Origin of the sequence: Streptomyces sp. NPDC101110 (genome assembly GCF_044759525.1) — a bacterium.
GTDB lineage: Bacteria > Actinomycetota > Actinomycetes > Streptomycetales > Streptomycetaceae > Streptomyces.
The window spans coordinates 58339-79961 of sequence record NZ_JBIVZM010000010.1 but is presented as its reverse complement, the minus strand read 5'-3'; the positions used below and the strand labels follow the sequence as shown (position 1 = coordinate 79961).

Sequence of the window (21623 nt, the reverse complement as noted above, 5' to 3'; positions counted from 1 at the left end):
TGCGCGTTTAGGACCGGGAAAAGCGGGCAGAAGAATACGGGAAGCTTTTCTTGAGGGAATTTCTTAATTGTGTGCCAGCTTACATGTGGGATGTCGCGGAAAGCACGTGGAATTCAAGCCCCGGTCACTCCGTCGATGCGTTCCCGCAGGAGATCGGCGTGACCGTTGTGCCGTGCGTACTCCTCGATCATGTGGATCAGCACCCAGCGCAGGCTGACCTCCATGCCGGGCACCGGCCCCTCGGCGACCCGCCCGATGTGGTCCAGCGGCAGCCCGGCGCACAGCTCCCGCCCCCGTGCGATCTCCCGCCGCCAGATCCCGAGCGCCGCGTCCAGACCGCGCCCGGGATCCAGCGCGTAGCCGGTCGCGTCCTCGAACACGGGCGGTACGGCGAGCCCGCCGGCCACCCGCTGGAACCAGTTCCGCTCGACCTCGGCGAGGTGCTGCACCAGCCCGAGCAGGGTCAGCGACGACGGCTCGGCCGCCGCGATCCGCACCTGGGCGTCGTCCAGCCCGGCACACTTCAGCTCCAGCGTGGCCCGGTGGAAGTCCAGCCAGCTCTCGAGCATGGCCCGCTCGTCACCCGTGAGGCGCGGGACGGGGCGGCCGTCGGGCAGGACGGGTGGGGTGTCAGCAGGTGTGTCGGCAGTCATACGGGGAGCATGGCACGGGGCACCGACATCGGTGCCCCGGTACGCTCCAGCCGACGGCTACCGCCACGCCTCCTCGACGGCCCGCAGCGCCGCCTCCACGTCCACCGGCAGCCCCTGCTCGGAGAGCGCCACCCCCAGTGCGGCCAGACTCGCCCGCACCGCACCCGGAGTCGCGTCCGCGCCGTAGTGGTTGACCCGGATCATCTCCTTGCCCAGCGCACCCCCGCCGGCCGCGAGCGGCACCGCCGGATCCGCCTCCAGCGCCCGCCGGACCAGCTCCGACGCCACCACCTGGGAGGGTGCCCGCAGCGTCGTGGCGACCGGCGCCGCGTCCCGCGCCTCGTACACGTACGGCTCCAGTCCGCCGCCGAGCGCCACCGCCCCGGCCCGGGTCGCCGTCGCGGCGGCCGCGTGCCGGGCCATCACGGTGTCGAGCCCGGCCGCCTCGATCCGCTCCACACAGGCCTCCAGCGCCAGCATCTCCAGCTGCGCGGGCGCGTGCAGCAGGGCCTTGCGGCCGCCGTCGATCCACCGCTCCTTCCAGTCGAGGAGCGACAGGTACGACCGGCGCGGCGCCTTCGGGTTGGCCGCCATCCGCGCCCAGGCCCGCTCGCTCACCGACACCGCCGAGACACCCGCCGGACCGCCCATCGCCTTCTGCGCCCCGATCACGCACAGGTCCACACCCCACGCGTCCGGCAGCACCGGCTCGGCCCCGATCGATGCCACGGCGTCCAGGTAGAACAGCGCCCCGTGCGCCCGCACGACCTCGCCGATCTCCGCGACCGGGTTGGTGTTGCCGGTCGCCGCCTCCGCGTGCACCAGGGACACGAAGCCGATCTCTGGGTGCTCGGCGAAGGCCTGCCGGATCTGCTCGGCCGTCACCGCCGTGTGGAAGGGCACCGCCAGGTCGATCACCGTGGCCCCGCAGTCCCGCAGCCAGTCGCCGAAGGTCTGGCCGTACGGCCCCGTGATGACGTTCAGCGCCGTGGTGCCCGGGCCGGCCGCGGCACGGATCGCGCCCTCCAGCGGCAGCAGCGCCTCGCCCTGCATGATCACGACGTCCTGCCGGGTGCCCAGCAGCCGCGCCACGCGGTCCTCGATCGCGGCGAAGCGGTCCGCGCCGAGCGGGGCCAGGTCCAGAAACGGATGCGTCACGGCAATGCTCTCTTCACTCACAGCAGGTTCGGCCGCATCGAGGGTAACCGGCGGCCCCCGGCCCGCCGCGCGGCGAGTCCCGCGCACCCCGGCCCCCGTCGATCGGCCGCACCCGGCTCACTAAGGTGCGGTGCATGAGCGATCAGGTGGTGCTGCATGTGAAGGGGCGGGTGCTCGTCGGACCGGAGGACGTCCGGGACGAGCTGTGGGTGGTCGGCGGCCGCGTCTCCTACGACCGTCCCGCCGACGCCCGTGACATCCGCACGGTCGTCGGCTGGGCCCTGCCCGGACTCGTCGACGCGCACTGCCACGTCGGACTCGACCGGCACGGTCCGGTCCCCGCGGACGTCGCCGAGAAGCAGGCCCTGACGGACCGGGACGCGGGCACCCTGCTCATCCGCGACGCCGGCTCACCCTCCGACACCCGCTGGATCGACGACCGCGAGGACCTGCCCAGGATCATCCGCGCCGGGCGGCACATCGCCCGCACCCGCCGCTACATCCGCAACTACGCCTGGGAGATCGAGCCGGAGGACCTGGTCGCCTACGTCGCCCAGGAGGCACGCCGCGGCGACGGCTGGGTCAAGCTGGTCGGCGACTGGATCGACCGCGACCTCGGCGACCTCTCTGCCTGCTGGCCCCGCGCAGCCGTCGAGGCCGCGATCGCCGAAGCCCACCGGCTGGGTGCGCGCGTGACCGCGCACTGCTTCTCGGAGGACTCCCTCCAGGACCTCGTCGAGGCGGGCATCGACTGCATCGAACACGCGACCGGCCTCACCGAGGACCTCATCCCGCTGTTCGCGCAGCACGGTGTCGCCATCGTCCCGACCCTGGTCAACATCGCGACCTTCCCGCAGCTCGCCGACGGCGGCGAGAGCAAGTTCCCCCGCTGGTCGGCCCATATGCGCCGACTCCACGAACGCCGCTACGACACCGTGCGCAACGCCTATGACGCCGGGATCCCCGTCTTCGTCGGCACCGACGCCGGCGGCAGCCTCGCCCACGGACTGGCCGCCGCGGAGGTCGGCGAACTCGTCACCGCCGGCATCCCGCCCGTCCAGGCCCTCGCCGCGGGCACCTGGACGGCCCGCACCTGGCTGGGCCGCCCCGGCCTGGACGAGGGCGCCCCGGCCGACCTCGTCGTCTACGACGAGGACCCGCGGGCCGACGTACGGGTGCTCACCTCACCGCGCCGGGTCGTGCTGAACGGGCGCGTGGTCGGCTAGCCGCAGGCGGACAAGGGGGCACACCTGCGCCGTGCCGGTGGTCAAGGACCTTCACGGTCTTGCCACCTTGGAGTGAAGAGGCGTCAGGTCGCTAACGGTGCGGGCGCCGCGAGACGAAATGTTTCAAGACCTGCCTGTCTCTCCTGGAGCCTCCACCGTGAACAGCACTTTCCTCCGTGTGCCCGCACGCCGTCTGGCGACCGTCGCGACGGTCATGGCCCTGGCCGCCGGGCCCGTGACACTGACCGGCGTGGGCCCGGCGTACGCCGCGGACCCCGGCCGCGCAGGCGCGGTCACCCTGCGCACCGACCTGGACGTCTCCCTGCTGAACGAGTCGGTGAACGTCCCGCTCGACGTCTCCCTCAACGACGTCCAGGCCCCGGAGAGCGCCGAGGAGACCACGCTGACGGCCCGTCTGGACGCGGTGAACGGTGGCCAACCCTTCACCGTGCTGCGCGCCGAGGTGGCTCACGCGAAGGCCACGACGACCGCCACGACGGCGGAGGCCGAGTCCACCCTGGTCCATGGCAGCCTCCACGTCCCCGGCCTGGCGCAGCCGGCGGTGGTCGAGGTCGAGCAGGTCGCGTCGAAGGCCACCTGTGAGGTCGGGGAGGAGCCGGTCGCCACCACCGAGATGCCCGGCTGGGTGACCGTCCTCGGCGAGCGCGTGAACCTCACCGCCAAGGGTGAGGCGGACGTCACGGTGCGGGACGTCGGCGAGGTGCACCTGGAGCTGTCGAGCACCCGCACCACGGCCCGTTCGGCCGCCGCCACCGCCCTCGAACTCGAGGTGTCGATCAACCCGTTGAAGCTGAACGTCGCCGAGGTCGACGGCACGGTCACCCTGGCCGAGGCGACCTGCATGACGCCCACGCCCGCGACCGTGCCCGCGGCCGCCGCCCAGCCCTCGCCCGAGGCGTCCGCCCCGTCGGCCGCCGTACAGCCCCGGGCCGAAGCACCCGCCCCGCCGGCCGGCGCCGAGCCGCAGGGCGCACCCGCCGAGGAGAGCCTGGCCGAGACCGGCGGTGACTCGACGACGCCGTACCTCGTGGCCGGCGGGATCGCCCTGCTCGTGGCAGGCGGGGGAGCGGTGATGCGGGCCCGCCGCCGGAGCTGATCCGGCAGCGGGGGCGGCGACGGCATCGAGGAGGCGGCAGCCCGGGCTTCGGGGCCTGCTCCGGTGCCCACCGAAGAGCGGGCATCAGCGCCGCGGCGCCCGCTCGAGAGCCCGCAGGAACCCGTCGGTCGTCCTGCGGGCCTCAGTGTCGCAGCGCCCGCTCGAGCGCCCGCAGGAACCCGTCGGTCGTCCTGCGGTCCCGTACCGCGAGCCGCAGCCACTCCTCGTCCAGCCCGGGGAATGTGTCCCCGCGGCGTACGGCCCAGCCGAGGTCGCGCAGGCGCCGGCGGACCGCGGTCGCCCCCGGCAGGCGGATCAGGACGAACGGGCCCTGCGCGGGGCCTGCCACCCGCAGCCCGGCCGGGGTGAAGCGGGCCAGGCCGGTCAGCAGGTGCGCGCGGTCCGCCGCGATGCGGTGCGCCGCGTGGGCCGCCTCCGCCACCGCACGCGGCCCCACGCACGCCTCGGCCGCGGCCAGCGCCGGCGTCGACACCGGCCACAGAGGCTGCGCACGCTCCAGCTCCTCGATCGTGTCCGGCGCCGCCAGCACGTAGCCGATGCGCAGCCCGGCCAGACCCCATGTCTTGGTCAGGCTGCGCAGCACCACCAGGCCGGGCACGTCGACCCGCCCGGCCAGGGCCTCGCGCTCGCCCGGCACCGCGTCCATGAACGCCTCGTCCACCACCAGCACCCGCCCGGGCCGGGCGAGCCGGGCGATCGCGTCCGCCGGGTGCAGCACCGACGTCGGGTTCGTCGGGTTGCCGATCACCACCAGGTCCGCGTCCTCGGGGACCGCCGCCGGGTCGAGCCGGAAGCCGTCCTCCTCCCGCAGCAGCACCCGGCCGACCGTGTGCCCCGCGTCCCGCAGCGCCGCCTCCGGCTCCGTGAACTGGGGGTGCACGACCACCGGCCGCCGCACCTTCAGCGCGCGCGCCAGCAGCACGAACGCCTCCGCCGCGCCCGCCGTCAGCAGCACCCGCTCCGCCGGCAGCCCGTGCCGCGCGGCCACCGCCGCCCGCGCCGCCCGGCCGTCCGGGTAGGCCGCGAGCCCGCCCAGCGACGCGGCGATGTGCTCCCGCAGCCAGACGGGCGGCGTGTCCGCGCGGACGTTCACGGCGAGATCGACGAGCGAACCGCCGTCGTCCCGGACCTCCGCGTCCCCGTGGTGGCGCAGATCGTGCCCGTGGTCAGTGCGCATGCGAGTGAGCACCGTGGTGGTGCCCGTGACCGTGGTGGTGGTCGTCGTCGTCCGGGTGGAAGTGCGGCTGCTGCGGCATGCCCACCTTGTCCTCGAAGCCCGGCAGCGCGATGCGGTACACGCACGAGTCGCAGTTCATCCGCAGATCGCCCTTGACGGCTTCCTCGTACCGCTCCCACACCAGGTCGAGCAGCTCCGGCTCCGGCCCGATGACGTCGGCCGACAGCACCTCGACGTCCGGGTGCGCGGCGGCCCAGCCCTCCGTCTGGTGCCGCACCCGGTCCGGCAGGATGCCGGTGAACAGGAAGTAGGGCAGGACCACGACCCGGCGGGCGCCCAGCCGCACACAGCGGTCGAGCCCGCTCGGCACGTCCGGCGCGGCCAGCGACACGAACGCCGTCTCGACGCCCGCGTAACCGCGCCCCTCCCACAGCAGCCGGGCCGCCTTGTGCACCTCGGCGTTGGCGTCCGGGTCCGTGGAGCCGCGCCCGACCAGCAGCACCGTCACGTCGGACCGGTCACCCGGCGAGCGGTCCGTCGAGCCCAGGGCCTCGTCGAGTCGCCGCTCCAGCACGTTCAGCAGTGCCGGGTGCGGGCCGAGCGGGCGCCCGTAGGAGTACGAGATGCCCGGGTGCCGCTCCTTCTCGCGGGCCAGGGCCGCCGGGATGTCGCCCTTGGCGTGCCCGGCGGACACCAGCATCAGCGGGACGGCGGCGAAGCGCCGCACGCCCTGCTCCACCAGTTCGGTGACGGCTTCGCCCAGCGGCGGCGGGGACAGCTCGATGAAGCCGCCCGCGACGGGCAGTTCGGGGTGCCGGGCTCCCAGCTGCCGTACGAAGTCGCGGAACGCCTCGGCTCCGGCGTCGTCCCGGGTGCCGTGGCCGGCGATGAGCAGGGCGGGCGGGGTGGTCACAGTTTCTCCTCGGCGGAAGTGGGGTGGTACAGCAGGGCGTTGAGCGCGGCGGCGGCGACCGCCGACCCGCCCTTCTCGGACACGTTGCTCACGGCGGGCAGTCCGCTCTCGCGCAGCGCGGCCTTCGATTCGACGGCTCCGACGAACCCGACGGGCAGTCCGATGACGAGCGCGGGCTCTGCGTCGAGGGTCAGCAGCTCCTCCAGCGCGGTCGGCGCGTTGCCGATCACCCAGAGGGCGCCGGGGCCGACCTGTTCGTAGGCGAGCCGGATGGCATGCGCGGACCGGGTCAGGCCGGGACCGGACTCGGCGTCCCGCAGGCGGCAGACCGTCTCGCGCCGGGTGATCCCGGCGCCGACCATCTCGACGTCCACGACCACGGGCGCCCCGGCGTGCAGCGCCGCGTGCGCCTTCTCCAGGACGGCCTCGTCCATGACGAGGTCGCCGGCGTAGTCGAGGTCGGCGGCGGAGTGGACGACCCGCTCCACGACCGCGCGGGTCAGAGGCGGGAAGTGCGAGGTGTCCAGCCGGGCGCGCATGCGCCGGTAGGACTCCACCTCGATGGGATGGACGACGCGGTTCACTCGGTCCCCTCCTGCGCTGTCTGCCAGCGGTAGCCGCGCGGCGTCACCATGCGCCCCGCGATGTCCCGGGTCGCGGTGTTGCCCACGGTCACGACCGTCATCATGTCGACCGTGGCCGGGTCGAGGGAGCCCAGCGTGGTGAGCCGGCTGGACTCGTCCGGCCGGGAGGCGTTGCGCACGACACCGACCGGTGTCTGCGGAGTCCGGTGCTCGGCGAGGATGCCCAGCGCCTTGGGGAGCTGCCAGTCACGGCCGCGCGAACGCGGGTTGTAGAAGGTGACCACGATGTCCGCCTCGGCCGCCGCCCGCACCCGCCGCTCGATGACCTCCCACGGCGTGTGCAGGTCGGACAGGCTGATCGACACGTGGTCGTGGCCCAGCGGCGCGCCCAGGATCGCGCCGGCCGCGAGGGCCGCCGTCACCCCGGGCACACCGACCACGTCGATGTCGTCGGAGGCCTCGGCCAGCGCGGGGGAGGCCATGGCGTAGACGCCCGCGTCCCCGCTGCCGATCAGCGCGACGGCCTGCCCCTTGCGGGCCTCCTCGACCGCCGTGCGCGCCCGCTCCTCCTCGGCCCCGAGCCCCGACTCCAGGATCCGGGTGCCGGGCCGCAGCAGATCACGGATCTGGTCGACGTACTGGTCGAGCCCCACGAGCACGGAAGCGCGCCGCAGTTCGGCCTGTGCGCGCGGCGTCAGCAGGTCCCGGGCGCCCGGCCCGAGCCCGACCACCGCGAGCCGCCCGCGACCCGGCCGCCGTACGACCGCACAGGTCGCCATCGCGGGGTCGGCGGCCGACTTCCGCTTGGGGACGAGGAGTTCGCCGCCGCCGACGAGCGCGGCGGCCTCCGCCACGGACGGGGTCCCGACGGCCGCGAGCGGCGCGTCGGACGGGTTGGGCACGTCGACCCCGGCCAGCTCCTCCGCGGAGTACGTCACCAGCGGCACTCCGAGCCGCCGCGCGGCCTCGACGATGCCGGCCTCCTCGGCCTTCGCGTCCACAGTGGCGAGTTCGGCGACGGACGCCACCGACAGCCCGGCCTCCCGCAGGGCGTCCCCGACCAGCCCGAGGACCTCCTCCGTGGGGGCGCCCTTGGAAGCCCCGACCCCGACGACCAGGGTCGGCGGACGCAGCACGACCTCGTGCTCGGCCGCCGTCACGAGCCGGTCGGTGAGCCGGATCGTGTACGCCCCCTCCGCCGCGACCGGCAGCGGCGGCAGCGGCCAGGCCACCTCGGCCCGCAGCGCCACCGCCTCACCGTCCAGCAGCGCCCGCGACACCCCGGCGACATCGCCCTCCACGGGCAGGCCGAGGGTGTCCAGGCCCGGCAGGTCCACGGCGTCCGTGGCCGTCGTGACCACCGGCTCGGCGCCCAGCACCTCGCCCACCGCGCGGGCCAGTTCGTTGGCGCCGCCCGCGTGCCCGCCCAGCAGGGACACGGCGAACCGCCCGCCCTCGTCGAGGCACACCACGCCCGGGTCCTCTGTCTTGCCGGACAGCAGGGGTGCCACCAGCCGCACCACCGCCCCCGTCGCCAGGAAGCACACGAGCTGCTCGCACTGCGCGAACGCGGTCCGTACGGCGTCCGCGACGGGACCCTCGTACACCCGGGTGCGGTCCGGCCACGCGGCGGCCAGCCGGTCCCGCGCGGCAGCTCCCGCCGCCGTGGCGGAAATGAGGCCGATCACTGAGCGACTCCTTCTTCGACGGCTGCCGGGGGCCTGACGCCCCACAGCAGGAAAACGGGGTTGGTCGCCGCGAGCCGGGTCACGTCCCCGGGCAGCGGCGCGAGCCGCGACGACTGCAGCAGCACGCCGTCGCAGGAGAGACCGGCGCTCGTCAGAGCCTCGCGCGCGGCGGGCACCCGGTCGAGCGCCGCCATGGCGACGACCACCGTGCGCCGGACGCGCCGTGCGCACGCGGCGACGATCGCGGGCAGTCCGCTCCCGCCACCCCCCACGAACACGGCGTCCGGCGTCTCGGTGAGATCCGTCAGCGCGTCCGGCGCCGCGCCGTGCACGACGCGCACGTCCACACCGTGCGCGGCGGCGTTGGCGCGGACCCGGTCAGCGCCGTCCGCGGTCTTCTCCACGGCGGTCACGGCAGCGCCCAGCCGGGCGCACTCCACCGCCACGGACCCCGAGCCCGCCCCCACGTCCCACACCAGGTCACCGGGGCGCGGCCCCAGCCGGGCCAGGGCCAGGGCCCGCACCTCGAACTTGGTGATCATCGAGTCGCGGTGGCCGAACTCCGCTTCCTCCAGGGCCCAGCCGGCGGGCCGCTCCCCGGGCCCCGCGACCGTCCGCACGGGGCCGAGCGCCCGCGCCTCGTCCAGGCACAGCACCACGTTCACCGCCGTGCCCCAGTCCCGGGCGGCGGCCTCGGCGGGCGTCACCCGCTCCACGCGCTCCGCCCGCGAGCCCAGCCCGGAGGCGACGACCAGTACCCGTGGCACGTCCAGCAGCGCGGCACCCAGCTCCGCCGGACCCGCGCCCGGACCGGTCAGCACGGCCGTCTTCGCCTGTGCCCGGCACACGTTGACGGCCGTCCGCAGCTCCCGCCCGTGGGCGCTCACCACCACGGCGTCGTCCCACGGCAGGCCGATCCGCGCGAACGCGGCCGCGACGGACGACACCCCGGGCCGCACGTCCAGCCGCTCCGGCCCGAACCGCTCGGCCAGCACCCGCACGATCCCGAAGAACCCGGGGTCGCCGGAGGCCAGCACCACGACGGGACGGTCCTTCCCGACGTACTCGCCGATGGTGTCGAGAGCCGGCGCGAGAGGCCCGAGCACGACCCGCTCCGCCGTCTCCGGCAGGCGTGCGGCGTCGAGGTGCCGCCGTCCGCCCACGACCAGCCCGGCACCGGCGAGGACGTGGTCGGAAGACGCCGCCCCCGTCCCCGTGCCGACCACGGTGATCACGTACTCGCCCCCCGTTCGCGCAGCGCCCGCCGGGCCTCCGGGTCGGCCTTGCGGTAGCCGTGGAAGTGCCCCGGGTGGTACAGGTGCGAGCGCGTGCCGTGCGCGTCGAGCGCCGGGCCGACCAGGAACAGGGTGTGCTTCCAGAGCTTGTGCTCCTTGACCGTCTCCTCCAGCGTGCCGATCGTGCACTTCACGACCAGCTCCTCCGGCCAGGTGGCCTGGTACGCCACCACGACCGGGGTCGTCGTCGGGTAGCCGCCCTCCAGCAGCTCCCGCACGAGCTGCCCGCTGCGGGCGGCGGAGAGGAACACCGCCATGGTGGTGCCGTGCTTGGCGAACTCCCGGACCTCCTCGCCGGGCGGCATCGGCGTCTTTCCGCCGCCGAGCCGGGTCAGCACCACCGACTGCGCGACCTCGGGGATGGTCAGCTCGCGCTGTGCGAGGGCCGCGACGGCCGAGAAGGAGGACACCCCGGGCACGATCTCGGTGACGATGCCGATCGCGGCGCAGCGGTCGACCTGCTCCTGCGTGCCGCCCCACAGGGCCGGGTCGCCGGAATGGATCCTGGCGACCTTCAGCCCCTCGCCGCGGGCCCGCTCGTACACGGCGACGACGTCCTCCAGGGACATGGTCGCCGAGTCGAGGATCTCCGCGTCCTCACGGGCGTGCTCCAGGACCTCCTCCTGGACCAGGCTGGCCGCCCAGATCACGACGTCGGCCTCGGCGATGGCGCGCGCGGCACGGAACGTCAGCAGGTCGGCGGCGCCGGGGCCGGCACCGACGAAGGTCACTTTGCCGGCAGGGGCGTCGGCCATGGGATGGGTCCTCTCGTACAGGGGGTGGAACGGGGCAGGGGCGGCGGTGGGCGGACGGGTCAGAGCTTTCCGCCCCGGCCGCCGTCGCGCCGGGCCGGTGCGATGAGCGTCGACAGATAGGGCAGGGGCGCGTCGTCGAGCTCGGCGGCCGGCCGGATCGACTCCTCCGTGAGCCCCAGCGCCGAGCCCCAGACCGCGTCCTCGATCCGTCCGGTCTCGCGCAGCGCCTCGGCGACCTCGTGCGCCTGCCGGCCGAACTTGTAGGCGACGACGGTGCCGGGCCCGGCGAGGGCCTCCTTCAGCACCGTCGCCCCGGCGGTGACCGGTACGAGCGTGAGCGGCTCGGTCCCTTCGGTGAGGACGGCGCCCGACCGGGCGGCGAGGTCCTGCATGGCGGTGATCCCGGGCACGGTCTCGACGACGGTGCCGGGCACGAGCGCGTCGATGGTCTGCGCGAGGTAGGTGAACGTCGAGTACACGTTGGGGTCGCCGATGGTCGCGAAGGCCACGGCGCCGTGCGCGCGCAGCAGTTCGGCGACGCGCGCGCCCGCCGCGTCCCAGGCGGCCTCGCGCCGCCCCCGGTCGTTGCGCTCGTTCAGCGCGAACACGACCCGGACGACCTTCTCCTCGGGCACGTAGTGCAACACGGTCGCCTCGGCCCGGCCGCGCTCCATGGTGTCCATCACGGGTACGACGACAACGTCCGCCTCCCGCAGGGCGTTGACACCCTTGACGGTCACCAGCTCCGGATCCCCGGGCCCCACCCCGACTCCGACCAGCCTGCTGCTCATGACGTCCGGCACCTCTCGACGAACCGACGGGCGACACCGGGCTCGGACGCCCAGTGCGTGTGCAGATAGCTCGCGTGCACACCGCGCTGTACAAAACCTTCGACCCGCGGCCGGGGGCTGCGGACCCCCCAGGCGGGCTCCGCACCCGAGCCGGGCTCCACGGCGGTCCGGTGGAACTCGTGTCCCCGCATGCGCGTCCCGGCCGCCGCGAGCACACTGTCGCCCACGGCCACGGCGTCCCGGTAGCCCAGCGTGAGCCGCTCGGTCATCCGCGCCGAGGCGTCCAGTACCCCGCACATCGGCAGCCCGTCCAGCTCCCGGCACAGATACAGCAGCCCGGCACACTCGGCGGCCACGGGAGCACCGCTTCCCGCCAGCTCGGCAACGGCCTTGCGCAGCGGTGCGTTGGCGGACAGCTCCGAGGCGTACACCTCGGGGAACCCGCCCCCGATCACCAACCCGGCGGTCCCCTCGGGCAGTTCCTCGTCCCGCAGGGGGTCGAAGGTGACGACCTCTGCGCCGGCGGCGGTGAGCAGCTCGGTGTGCTCGGCGTAGGAGAAGGTGAAGGCGGACCCACCGGCGACGGCGACGACGGGCGCACGCGTTGCATCCGACCGCGTCGGGCCTGCGGGGGCCTCTCGTCTCTCATCCGACCGCGTCGGGTGGTGGGCGGGCGAGGCGGGCGTCCAAGGAGCGGAGCCCCCTGGTACAGCACCGGCCGCGCGCGCCAGCGCCTCCAACGCCCCCAGGTCACACCCGTCGGCCACCTGCGCAGCCATCGCTGCGACAGCCTCGACCGCCGCACCCTGCCGTTCGGCCACCGGAACCAGACCGAGATGCCGAGAAGGCGTGGAGACCTGCGCAGCCCGCCGCAAGGCGCCCAGCACCGGCACCCCGGCCTGCTCCAACGCCTCCCGCAGCAGTTCCTCGTGCCGGTCCGAGGCGACCTTGTTCAGGATCACGCCCCCGACCCGCACCTCCGGGTCCCAGGAGGCGAACCCGTGCACCAGCGCCGCCACCGACCGGGACTGCGACGACGCGTCCACGACCAGCACCACCGGCGCCCGCAGCAGCTTCGCGACATGCGCCGTGGAAGCCAGCTCGCCCTCGCCCGCGGCCCCGTCGTACAGCCCCATCACGCCCTCGACGACGGCGATGTCACACCCCTCGGCCCCGTGCAGGAACAGCGGCCCGACCAGCTCGGGCCCGCACAGGTACGCGTCGAGGTTCCGTCCCACCCGCCCGGTCGCGAGCGCGTGATACCCGGGGTCGATGTAGTCCGGTCCGACCTTGTGCGGGGACACGGCGAGCCCCCGCGCGGCGAACGCGGCCATCAACCCCGTGGCGACGGTGGTCTTGCCGCTGCCCGACGAGGGCGCGGCGACGACCAGCCGTGGGACGGAAGCACTCACCACTCGATGCCCCTCTGGCCCTTCTGGCCCGCGTCCATCGGGTGCTTGACCTTGGACATGTCGGTCACGAGGTCGGCGAAGTCCACGAGCTTCTCGGGAGCGTTCCGTCCGGTGATGACGACGTGCTGCGTCCCGGGCCGGTCGCGCAGCACGGAGATCACCTCGTCCGTGTCCACCCACCCCCAGTGCATCGGGTACGCGAACTCGTCGAGCACGTACAGCTTGTACGTCTCGGCCGCCAGGTCCCGCTTGACCTGCTCCCAGCCCTCCCGGGCCTTCTCCTCGTTGTCCATCTGGGCATCGCGCTGCACCCAGGACCAGCCCTCGCCCATCTTGTGCCAGTCGACGGACCCGCCCTCGCCGGAGGCACCGAGCACCCGCAGGGCGTTCTCCTCGCCGACCTTCCACTTCGCCGACTTGACGAACTGGAACACCCCGATCGGCCACCCCTGATTCCAGGCCCGCAGTGCGAGCCCGAACGCGGCGGTGGACTTGCCCTTGCCGACGCCCGTGTGGACGACGACCAGCGGCCTGTTCCGCCGCTGCCGGGTCGTCAGTCCGTCGTCCGGCACCACACTTGGCTGTCCCTGCGGCATTACGCGGCCCTCCTCTGCACGTCCTTCACGAGCCCGGCGATGCTGTCCGCCCGCAGCTCGTCCAATGTCACAGCGGTTCCGCCCAGTTCACCGGCGAGCTGCCCGGCGAGCCCGAGCCGTACCGGCCCCGTTTCGCAGTCCACGACGACCGAGGCGACCCCGTCGGCCGCGAACAGCCGGGCCGCGCGCGCGGCCAGGGCGACCGGCTCCGGGCCACCGGTGGCCCGCCCGTCCGTCACCAGCACGACCAGCGGCCGCCGCGCGGGATCGCGCAGCCGCTCCACGCGCAGCACGTCGTGCGCCCGCAGCAGCCCCGCGGCGAGCGGAGTGCGCCCGCCCGTCGGCAGCGTCTCCAGGCGGGCCGCCGCCGCGTCCACCGATGAGGTCGGCGGCAGCGCGACGTCCGCGTCCGTGCCGCGGAAAGTCACCAGGCCCACTTTGTCGCGCCGCTGGTAGGCGTCCAGCAGCAGCGACAGCACGGCGCCCTTCACGGCGCTCATCCGCTGCCGTGCCGCCATCGACCCGGAGGCGTCCACGACGAACAGCACGAGATTGCCCTCGCGCCCCTCCCGGGTGGCCTGCCGCAGATCGTCCCGGCGCACCACCAGGCCCGGCCCGGACCGTCCACGCGCCCGCTGGTGCGGCGCCGCCGCCTGCACGGTCGCCGCCAGGTGCAGCTTGGTCAGCGCGCCCCGGGGCCGCCGGGCCCCGGTCGTCCGCCCGTGCTCGGTCCGCGCCCGCGAGCGCCGCCCGGCGGCACCCTCGCCGATCCCGGGCACGCTCAGCACCTTGGTGCGAAACGGCTCCGACGCCCGTACGGCCGACTGCTCGCCGGCGCCCGAGGGCTGTGGCTGCCCGCCCTCGCCGGCCTCGGGCCGGGCCGCGGTGTCGTCCCCGCCCTGGGGTGCGTCGTCGGGCTCCGGCTGTCCGCCGCCGCCCCCGCCGGGCCCGTCCGGGCCGGGGTCCGGATCCGGGTCGTCGTCGTCCGAGCCACCGAACTCCTCCAGGGTCTCGTCGAGCTTGTCCTCGTCGAGCCCCGGTGCGTCGAAGGGGTTGCGCCGCCGCCGGTGCGGCAGCGCGAGCAGCGCGGCCTGGCGGACGTCCTCCGCCAGTACGTCCGTGCGCCCGGCCCAGGCCGCCAGCGCGGTGGCTGTCCGCGCCATCACGATGTCGGCGCGCATGCCGTCCACCTCGAAGGCCGCACAGGTCGCCGCGATCTGCCGCAGCGCCCCGTCGCCCAGCCGCACGGACGGCAGCAGCTCCCGCGCGGCGACGATCCGCGCCCTTACGGCGGCCTCGTCCTCGGCCCAGCGCGCGGCGAAGGCGGCCGGGTCGTCGTCGTAGGCCAGGCGCCGCTTGACGACCTCCACCCGCTGGTCCGGCTCCCGCGAGGCCGCGACCTCGACGGTCAGCCCGAACCGGTCGAGCAACTGCGGCCGCAGCTCGCCCTCTTCGGGGTTCATGGTGCCGACGAGCAGGAAGCGGGCGGCGTGCCGTACGGAGACCCCCTCGCGCTCGACGTACGAGGCGCCCATCGCGGCGGCGTCCAGCAGCAGGTCGACCAGGTGGTCGTGGAGGAGGTTGACCTCGTCGACGTAGAGGATCCCGCGGTGCGCGTCCGCGAGCAGGCCCGGCTCGAAGGCCTTCACGCCTTCCGCGAGGGCCCGCTCGATGTCCAGCGCGCCCACCAGCCGGTCCTCGGAGGCGCCGACGGGCAGCTCGACCATGCGGGCGGGCCGCTCGGCACCGCCACCGGCCTCGTGGGGCCCGTCCGGGCACCCCGGGTCGGGGGAGGAGGGGTCGCAGGAGAACCGGCAGCCGGGGACGACCGGGACCTGCGGCAGCAGCGCCGACAGCGCCCGCACCGCGGTCGACTTGGCCGTGCCCTTCTCGCCGCGCACCAGCACACCTCCGACCGCCGGGGACACGGCGTTCAGCAGGAGCGCGAGCCGCAGGTCGTCCTGGCCGACGACGGCCGTGAACGGAAAGGGAGTGGTCACTTGTCGTCGCCCTCCAGGTCGCCTTCGAGTTCCAGATACGTGGCGCGCAGCCGTTCCAGGGTGTCCGCGTCAGGCTCGGCCCACAGTCCGCGGTCGGCGGCCTCCAGGAGCCGTTCGGTGATGCCGCGCAGCGCCCACGGGTTGGACTTCTTCATGAAGTCCCGGTTCTCCGGGTCGAAGACGTACTCGGCGCTGAGCTTCTCGTACATCCAGTCGTCGACGACCCCGGCCGTGGCGTCGTACCCGAACAGATAGTCCACGGTCGCCGCCATCTCGAAGGCGCCCTTGTAGCCGTGCCGCCGCATGGCCGCCATCCAGCGCGGGTTCACCACCCGGGCACGGAAGACGCGGTGCGTCTCCTCGCCGAGCGTGCGGGTCTTCACCTGGTCCGGGGTGGCCGAGTCGCCGACGTACGCCTCGGGGCTCGCGCCCGTCAGGTGCCGCACCATGGCGACCATGCCGCCGTGGTACTGGAAGTAGTCGTCGGCGTCGACCAGGTCGTGCTCACGGGTGTCGACGTTCTTCGCGGCGACTGCGATCCGCTTGAACGCCGTCTCCATGTCGCCGCGCGCGGCCCGCCCGTCGAGCCCCCGCCCGTAGGCGTAGCCGCCCCACACCGCGTACACCTCGGCGAGGTCCGCGTCGGAGCGCCAGTTGCGGGCGTCGATCAGCGGCAGCAGACCGGCCCCGTACGCACCCGGCTTGGAGCCGAAGATGCGGGCCGTGGCCCGGCGCCGGTCGCCGTGCTCGGCGGTGTCCTGGTCGGCGTGCGCCCGCACATGGTTGGACTCGGCCGGCTCGTCCAGCTCGGCCACCGTCCGCACGGCGTCGTCGATCAGGCCCACCACGTGCGGGAACGCGTCCCGGAAGAAGCCCGAGATACGGACCGTCACGTCGATGCGCGGCCGGCCGAGCTCCGCGAGCGGGACCACCTCGAACCCGGTCACGCGCCGCGAGGCGTCGTCCCACACCGGCCGGCAGCCCAGCAGCGCCAGGATCTCGGCGATGTCGTCGCCCTGGGTGCGCATCGCCGAGGTGCCCCACACCGTCAGGCCGACCGACGTCGGGTACTCACCGGTGTCCTGGAGGTACCGCTGCACCAGGGAGTCGGCGAGGGACTGCCCGACCTCCCAGCTCAGCCGGGACGGGATGGCCTTGGGGTCGACGGAGTAGAAGTTCCGGCCCGTCGGCAGGACGTTGACGAGCCCCCGGGTCGGCGAACCGGACGGGCCGGCCGGGACGTAACCGCCCCGCAGCGCCCGCAGGATGTGCCCGATCTCGTCGGTCGTCCTCTCCAGCCGGGGCACGACCTCGGTGCAGGCGAACTCCAGCACGGCGACGGCGTCGGGCAGTTCGGTGCCGAGGACCTCACGGACCAGCGGCGCGCTCCCGTCGACCACCCAGCCGCGCTCCTCCATGCCCTCCGCGATCCGCCGGCACAGCTGCTCCAGCAGGTCGATCGCGTCCGCGGCGCTGCGCGCGGGGCCGTCCACCAGGTCCGTCAGCTCCACCGGCACCTTCACCGGGGCGCCCGGCTCGGCCAGCAGCTCCTTCTCCACCAGCCCGAAGTGCTCCGCCAGCGACGCCCTCAGGCCCGGCAGCGCGTTGGCCTGCCCGCCCCACACCTGCGAGGCGCGCAGCACGGCCAGCACGAGGTTCACGCGCGGCTCGCCGACCGGCCCGCCGCCCAGGATGTGCAGACCGTCACGGATCTGCACGTCCTTGATCTCGCACAGATAGCCGTCGATGTGCATGACGAACTCGTCGAACTCCTCGTCGTCCGGCTGCTCGTCGACGTGCAGGTCGTGGTGGAGTTCGGCCGCCTTCACCAGCGTCCAGATCTGGGCGCGCACGGTCGGGGCCTTCGCCGGGTCCAGGTCGGAGACCAGCGCGTACTCGTCGAGGAGCTGCTCCAGCTTGGCCAGGTCGCCGTAGGTGTCGGCGCGCGCCATCGGCGGCACGAGGTGGTCGACGACCGTGGCGTGCCCGCGCCGCTTGGCCTGGGTGCCCTCGCCCGGGTCGTTGACGATGAACGGGTAGATCAGCGGCAGGTCCCCGAGGACGGCGTCCGGGGCGCATCCCCCGCTGAGCCCGAGCCCCTTGCCGGGCAGCCACTCCATGGTGCCGTGCTTGCCCATGTGCACGATGGCGTCGGCGCCGAAGCTGTTCTCCAGCCAGCGGTAGGCCGCCATGTAGTGGTGGGACGGCGGCATGTCCGGGTCGTGGTAGATCGCGATCGGGTTCTCGCCGAAGCCGCGCGGCGGCTGGATCATCACGACGACGTTCCCGAACTGCAGGGACGCCAGCACGATGTCGTCGCCGTCGACGTAGAGGCTGCCCGGCGGCTCGCCCCACGCCTCGGTCATGGCGTCCTTCAGCTCCGGGTCGAGCTTCTCGAACCACGCCCGGTAGTCGGCCAGCGGCACCCGCGCGGGCGCGGCGGCCAGCTGCTCCTCCGTCAGCCACTCCACGTCGTGCCCGCCGGCGTTGATGAGCCGGTGGATCAGCTCGTCGCCCTGGTCCGGATGCCCCTCGACCACGTATCCGGCGTCCCGCAGCGCGTCCAGCACCCGCACCGCCGAGGCCGGCGTGTCCAGCCCGACCGCGTTGCCGACCCGAGAGTGCTTCGTCGGGTACGCGGTGAAGACCAGCGCCAGCTTCTTCTCGGCGTTCTCCTTGTGCCGCAGCCGCGCGTGCCGTACGGCGATACCGGCGACGCGCCCGGCCCGCTCCGGGTCGGCGACGTAGACGGGAACGTCGGCCTTGTCGTCGTCGACCCGCTCCTTGAAGGAGAACGGCACGGTGATCAGGCGCCCGTCGAACTCCGGGATGGCCACCTGCATCGCGGCGTCCATGGGGGAGAGGGCGGCGTCCGAGTCCGCCCAGGCCTGCCGCGAGGACGTCAGGCACAGGCCCTGCAGCACGGGGATGTCCAGCTCGGCGAGGGCGCCGATGTCCCAGGCCTCCTCGTCGCCGCCCGCCGAGGCCTGCGAGGCGTGCGTGCCTCCGGCGGCGAGGACGGTGGCGACGAGGGCGTCGGCCTGACCGAGGATCTCGTACAGCCCGGCGTCCGCGCCGCGCAGCGAACCGCAGTACACGGGCAGCGCGTTGGCGCCCCGCGCCTCGATCGCGTCGCACAGGGTGTCCACGAAGCCGGTGTTGCCGCTCAGCTCGTGGGCCCGGTAGAACAGCACGCCGACGGTCGGACGGCCCTCGACCAGGGCGCGCTCGCCGTGGACGCCGTACTCGGGCATCTTCCGCGGCTCGACGAACCCCTCGCCGGTCAGCAGCACGGTGTCGGAGAGGAACCGGGCGAGTTCCGTGAGGTTGTCCGGGCCGCCCTCCACGAGGTACCGCAGCGCCTCCGCGACGACACCGGCCGGGACGGACGACTCGGCCATCAGCTCCGCGTCCGGCACGGCCTCGCCGCCGAGCAGCACGGTCGGGATGCCGGAGGCCTTCAGCGCGGCGAGCCCGTCCTCCCAGGCCCGCTTGCCGCCGAGCAGCCGGACGACGGCGACGGACGACCCGTCCAGCAGGGCGGGCAGCTCCTCCCGGACGTCCACGCGGGTCGGGTTGCCGATCCGGTAGTCGGCACCGGAGGCGGCGCGGGCCGCCAGCAGGTCCGTGTCGGCGGTCGACAACAACAACACAGTGCTCATGCGGGTGCTCCCGGTGGAATGAAGGGCAGTCCTTGCGGCGCGCCGGACTCGATGAGCCGCCACAGCGCGTCGGTGTCCGCGTGCTGTTCGATCAGGTCGCCGAGCCGGTCGAGCTGCTCCTCGCGCAGCGCGGCGAACGAGGTGTCCGGCGCGGGCACGAAGCGGCGGCCCGCGGCGGCCGCCACCTCGCGCAGAAAGGCCCGCCGGAAGCCGTCCGACTCCAGCGAGCCGTGCCAGTGCGTGCCCCAGGTCTGGCCGACCCGGCAGCCGTCCAGGAAGGGGACTCCTCCGGTGACGTCGGCGACGCCGTGGTGGATCTCGTAACCCTCGACGTGTTCCCCGAGGGCTTCGCCGGCCGGCCGGGTGAGGGTCTTCTCGCGGGCGAACCGCACCCGCACGGGCAGGATCCCGAGCCCGTCGACGTGTCCCTGGCGGCTCTCCACGTCGTCCTCGATGTGCTCGCCGAGGATCTGGAAGCCGCCGCAGATGCCGAGCACGGGCCGCTGTTCGGCGGCCCTGCGGACCAGGGCGTCGGCGAGCCCGCGTTCCCGCAGCCACTCCAGCGCCCGGACCGTCCCGCGGGTGCCGGGCACGATGACGAGGTCGGCGTCGGACAGTTCCTCCGGCCGGTCCACGAACCGCACCACGACACCCGGTTCGGCGGCCAGCGCGTCCACGTCGGTGAAGTTGGACATCAGCGGCACGGCGCAGACCGCGACGCGCAACACGTCCTGCCCGACGGGCGGGGCGACGACGGACTCCCGCACCGCTCCCCGCAGGGAGACGCGCAGTCCGTCCTCCTCGTCGATCCCGAGCCCGTGCCGGAACGGCAGCACGCCGTACGTCTTCCGCCCGGTGAGCCCGTGCAGCATGTCCAGGCCCGGCTCCAGCAGGGAGACGTCCCCGCGGAACTTGTTGACGAGGAACCCGGCGACACACGCCTGGTCCTCGGGCGACAGCAGCGCCACCGTCCCGAAGAACGAGGCGAACACCCCGCCCCGGTCGATGTCGCCGACGACGAGCACGGGCAGCCCGGCGTTCCGGGCGATGCCCATGTTCACGATGTCCGTCCGCCGCAGATTGATCTCGGCGGGAGAACCGGCCCCCTCACAGATCACCGCGTCATACGTGCCCCGCAACTGCTCCAGACAGTCCAGCACCGTCCCGAGCAGCCGCTGCTGCCGGCCGCCGTGGTAGCCGCGCGCGCTCATCTCTCCGACCGGCTTGCCCAGCAGTACGACCTGACTGCTCTGCTCGCTGCCGGGCTTGAGCAGCACCGGGTTCATCAGCGCGGTCGGCTCGACGCGGCAGGCCTGCGCCTGCATGGCCTGTGCCCGCCCGATCTCGGCCCCCTCCGTCGTCACGAAGGAGTTCAGGGACATGTTCTGCGCCTTGAAGGGCGCGACCTTGACGCCTCGGCGCACCAGCCACCGGCAGATCCCGGCGGTCACGACGCTCTTGCCGGCGTCGGAGGTGGTACCGGCGACGAGAAGCCCACCGCTCATGTCATTTCCCCCTCTTCAGCGACCGCGCGCCCTTGAGCGACGGCGCACTCCCGAGCGAGTGCGCGCTCCTGAACAACCGCGCACTCGTCAGCAACCGCGCGCCCGCGCACACCCCGAACGCGAGCCACGTCACGCGCTTCGACAGCCGCACGGCCCGTTCGACGTCCTGCGTGCCGACCGCACGCCCCTGCGTGTTCAGCACGGGCCGGTGCTCCACCCGCCCGCCGTACGAGAGCGTCCCGCCGAGCCGCACCCCGAGCGCCCCCGCGAACGAGGCTTCCACGGGTCCGGCGTTGGGACTCGGATGTTTTGCCGCATCGGCCCGCCAGGCCCGCACGGCGCCCCGCGGATCCGGTCCGGCCAGGGCGGCGAGCACGGCGGTCAGCCGCGCTCCCGGCCACCCCGCGAGGTCGTCCAGCCGCGCGGAGGCCCACCCGTAGCGGCGGTACCGGGCCGACTTGTGCCCGACCATCGCGTCCAGGGTGTTGACGGCCCGGAAGCCCAGCAGCCCCGGCACCCCACCGACGGCGCCCCACACCAGCGCCCCCACCACCGCGTCGGAGGTGTTCTCGGCGACGGACTCGACCACGGCCCGGGCCATGCCGTCGGCGTCGAGAGCCTGCGGATCCCGGCCGCACAGGTGCGGCAGCCGGGCCCGGGCCGCCTCGATGTCCCCGGACTCCAGGGCCTGCCCGATGGCCCGTGCTTCCCGGGCGAGTGATGTCCCCCCGACGACGGCCCAGGTGGCGGCACCGGTCAGCGCTACGGAGGCGACGGAGGAGGTGCGCACGGCACGTGCGGCGACGGACCCGAGGGCGGCGGCCCCTCCGGCACACACTGCGGTGTGCAGCGCGCCCCACCCGCGGTGGTCCCGCCACAGCACCCGTTCCACGGCACCCGCGGCCCGCCCGAACGCGGCGACCGGATGCCCCCGGCGAGGATCACCGAGCAGCAGGTCACCGATCAGACCGGCGGCGGCGCCGTACGCGAAGACGCGACTGGCACCCATGGGCTCAGCCGGCCAGGAGGGCGGGCAGGGGTGGGGTGGTGAACCTCGATCGGCAGCCGCG

Annotated in this window: 17 protein-coding genes; 2 read left to right on the top strand and 15 right to left on the bottom strand. The window is 74.1% G+C overall.

Annotated features, from left to right (window positions below; genetic code table 11):
• Nucleotides 1-113: 113 nt before the first annotated feature.
• Nucleotides 114-653: a DinB family protein gene (locus ACIQU3_RS23410; RefSeq protein ID WP_403730299.1), complete on the bottom strand. Its 540-nt coding sequence runs from the start codon at nucleotides 651-653 to the stop codon at nucleotides 114-116.
• A gap of 57 nt (nucleotides 654-710) precedes the next feature.
• Nucleotides 711-1811 (bottom strand): pyridoxal-phosphate-dependent aminotransferase family protein, encoded by a 1101-nt coding sequence (locus tag ACIQU3_RS23405; protein WP_403730303.1) that lies wholly within the window; start codon nucleotides 1809-1811, stop codon nucleotides 711-713.
• Between the two features lie 134 nt (nucleotides 1812-1945).
• On the opposite strand from ACIQU3_RS23405, the gene ACIQU3_RS23400 reads away from it, so the two are divergent.
• Complete coding sequence (locus ACIQU3_RS23400) at nucleotides 1946-3037, top strand: amidohydrolase family protein (protein ID WP_403730306.1); 1092 nt, start codon at nucleotides 1946-1948, stop codon at nucleotides 3035-3037.
• Between the two features lie 157 nt (nucleotides 3038-3194).
• Complete coding sequence (locus ACIQU3_RS23395; protein ID WP_403927563.1) at nucleotides 3195-4154, top strand: SCO1860 family LAETG-anchored protein; 960 nt, start codon at nucleotides 3195-3197, stop codon at nucleotides 4152-4154.
• Between the two features lie 142 nt (nucleotides 4155-4296).
• Here ACIQU3_RS23395 and cobC read toward each other — a convergent pair whose 3' ends face one another.
• The 13 genes from cobC to ACIQU3_RS23330 are packed head-to-tail and all read right to left on the bottom strand — an operon-like array spanning nucleotide 4297 to nucleotide 21562.
• Nucleotides 4297-5352 (bottom strand): Rv2231c family pyridoxal phosphate-dependent protein CobC, encoded by a 1056-nt coding sequence (gene cobC / locus ACIQU3_RS23390; protein ID WP_403730312.1) that lies wholly within the window; start codon nucleotides 5350-5352, stop codon nucleotides 4297-4299.
• On the bottom strand, nucleotides 5342-6265 hold the full coding sequence (locus tag ACIQU3_RS23385) for a sirohydrochlorin chelatase (RefSeq protein ID WP_403730317.1): 924 nt from the start codon (nucleotides 6263-6265) through the stop codon (nucleotides 5342-5344). The genes cobC and ACIQU3_RS23385 overlap by 11 nt, the downstream gene beginning before the upstream one ends.
• Nucleotides 6262-6849, bottom strand: a complete 588-nt coding sequence (locus ACIQU3_RS23380; RefSeq protein ID WP_403730323.1) for a precorrin-8X methylmutase — start codon at nucleotides 6847-6849, stop codon at nucleotides 6262-6264. The genes ACIQU3_RS23385 and ACIQU3_RS23380 overlap by 4 nt, the downstream gene beginning before the upstream one ends.
• Entirely contained in the window at nucleotides 6846-8537 is a 1692-nt protein-coding gene (gene cobJ / locus ACIQU3_RS23375; protein WP_403730326.1) for a precorrin-3B C(17)-methyltransferase, read from the bottom strand. Before cobJ ends, ACIQU3_RS23380 begins: the two co-directional genes overlap by 4 nt.
• Nucleotides 8534-9772 (bottom strand): precorrin-6y C5,15-methyltransferase (decarboxylating) subunit CbiE, encoded by a 1239-nt coding sequence (cbiE, locus tag ACIQU3_RS23370; protein ID WP_403730329.1) that lies wholly within the window; start codon nucleotides 9770-9772, stop codon nucleotides 8534-8536. Before cbiE ends, cobJ begins: the two co-directional genes overlap by 4 nt.
• Complete coding sequence (gene cobM / locus ACIQU3_RS23365; protein ID WP_403730332.1) at nucleotides 9769-10587, bottom strand: precorrin-4 C(11)-methyltransferase; 819 nt, start codon at nucleotides 10585-10587, stop codon at nucleotides 9769-9771. Before cobM ends, cbiE begins: the two co-directional genes overlap by 4 nt.
• 59 nt (nucleotides 10588-10646) lie before the next feature.
• Nucleotides 10647-11378 carry a precorrin-2 C(20)-methyltransferase gene (gene cobI / locus ACIQU3_RS23360; protein ID WP_403730335.1) on the bottom strand — a complete coding sequence of 244 codons (732 nt, stop codon included), beginning with the start codon at nucleotides 11376-11378 and terminating at the stop codon, nucleotides 10647-10649.
• Entirely contained in the window at nucleotides 11375-12790 is a 1416-nt protein-coding gene (locus tag ACIQU3_RS23355; RefSeq protein ID WP_403730338.1) for a cobyrinate a,c-diamide synthase, read from the bottom strand. Before ACIQU3_RS23355 ends, cobI begins: the two co-directional genes overlap by 4 nt.
• A complete protein-coding gene (gene cobO / locus ACIQU3_RS23350) occupies nucleotides 12787-13386 on the bottom strand; it encodes a cob(I)yrinic acid a,c-diamide adenosyltransferase (RefSeq protein ID WP_079308227.1) in 600 nt (199 codons plus the stop codon). The genes ACIQU3_RS23355 and cobO overlap by 4 nt, the downstream gene beginning before the upstream one ends.
• A complete protein-coding gene (locus ACIQU3_RS23345; protein WP_403730342.1) occupies nucleotides 13386-15386 on the bottom strand; it encodes a putative cobaltochelatase in 2001 nt (666 codons plus the stop codon). Before ACIQU3_RS23345 ends, cobO begins: the two co-directional genes overlap by 1 nt.
• Nucleotides 15383-19048, bottom strand: coding sequence for a cobaltochelatase subunit CobN (gene cobN, locus ACIQU3_RS23340; RefSeq protein WP_403730345.1), 3666 nt, complete (start codon nucleotides 19046-19048; stop codon nucleotides 15383-15385). The genes ACIQU3_RS23345 and cobN overlap by 4 nt, the downstream gene beginning before the upstream one ends.
• Entirely contained in the window at nucleotides 19045-20553 is a 1509-nt protein-coding gene (locus tag ACIQU3_RS23335) for a cobyric acid synthase (protein WP_403927560.1), read from the bottom strand. The genes cobN and ACIQU3_RS23335 overlap by 4 nt, the downstream gene beginning before the upstream one ends.
• A gap of 1 nt (nucleotide 20554) precedes the next feature.
• Complete coding sequence (locus ACIQU3_RS23330) at nucleotides 20555-21562, bottom strand: cobalamin biosynthesis protein (RefSeq protein ID WP_403927557.1); 1008 nt, start codon at nucleotides 21560-21562, stop codon at nucleotides 20555-20557.
• Nucleotides 21563-21623: the final 61 nt, after the last annotated feature.